This window comes from Planotetraspora sp. A-T 1434 (assembly GCF_025420585.1).
In the GTDB taxonomy this organism is placed as follows: Bacteria; Actinomycetota; Actinomycetes; order Streptosporangiales; family Streptosporangiaceae; genus JAOEGB01.
This window is the reverse complement of sequence record NZ_JAOEGB010000092.1, coordinates 1-711: the sequence shown is the minus strand read 5'-3', so window position 1 is coordinate 711 and position 711 is coordinate 1. Positions and strand designations below refer to the sequence as shown.

General features: G+C 66.8%; 1 protein-coding gene. It reads left to right on the top strand.

Translation table 11 applies throughout. The features are described from left to right. Window positions 1–708, top strand: a 708-nt coding sequence (locus tag N5079_RS35090) for a hypothetical protein (protein WP_261588534.1), incomplete at its 5' end; no start/stop codon positions are given. Window positions 709–711 lie beyond the last annotated feature (3 nt).

Genomic DNA, 711 nt, shown 5'->3' with positions numbered 1-711 from the left:
CTGGATTTCTTCCTGTCCGACAGTCAGACCTCCAACGTCGCCACCCGGCCGGTCATCCACTACGGCGACACCCCGATGGTGCCGATCGTGGGTGACTGGGACGGCGACGGCAAGGACACCCCCAGCGCCTACGACCCGTCCACCGGCAAGTTCTACATCAGCGACCACCCCGAAACGGGCCAGGCCGAACACGTGATCATGTACGGCGACCCCAACGCCACACCCCTGGTCGGCGACTGGGACGGCGACGGCAAGGACAACATCGGCGTCCGCATGGGCAACACCTTCTACATGCGGACCAGCCCGGTCACCAGCGCCACCGAGACCACCACATCGGTCGCCTACGGCGACAGCCCGATGGTGCCGATCGTGGGTGACTGGAACGGCGACGGCAAGGACACCCCCAGCGCCTACGCCCCCTCCACCGGCAAGTTCTACATCAGCGACCACCCCGAAACCGGCCAGGCCGAGCACGTGTTCATGTACGGCGACCCCAACGCCACGCCGCTGGTCGGCGACTGGGACGGCGACGGCAAGGACAACATCGGCGTCCGCATGGGCAACACCTTCTACATGCGGACCAGCCCGGTCACCAGCGCCACCGAGACCACCACATCGGTGGGCTACGGCAACGGAGGCACCGCGGAACTCCCCGTCATCGGCGACTGGGACGGCGACGGCAAGGACAGCCAGGGCATCGTCTACTGAACC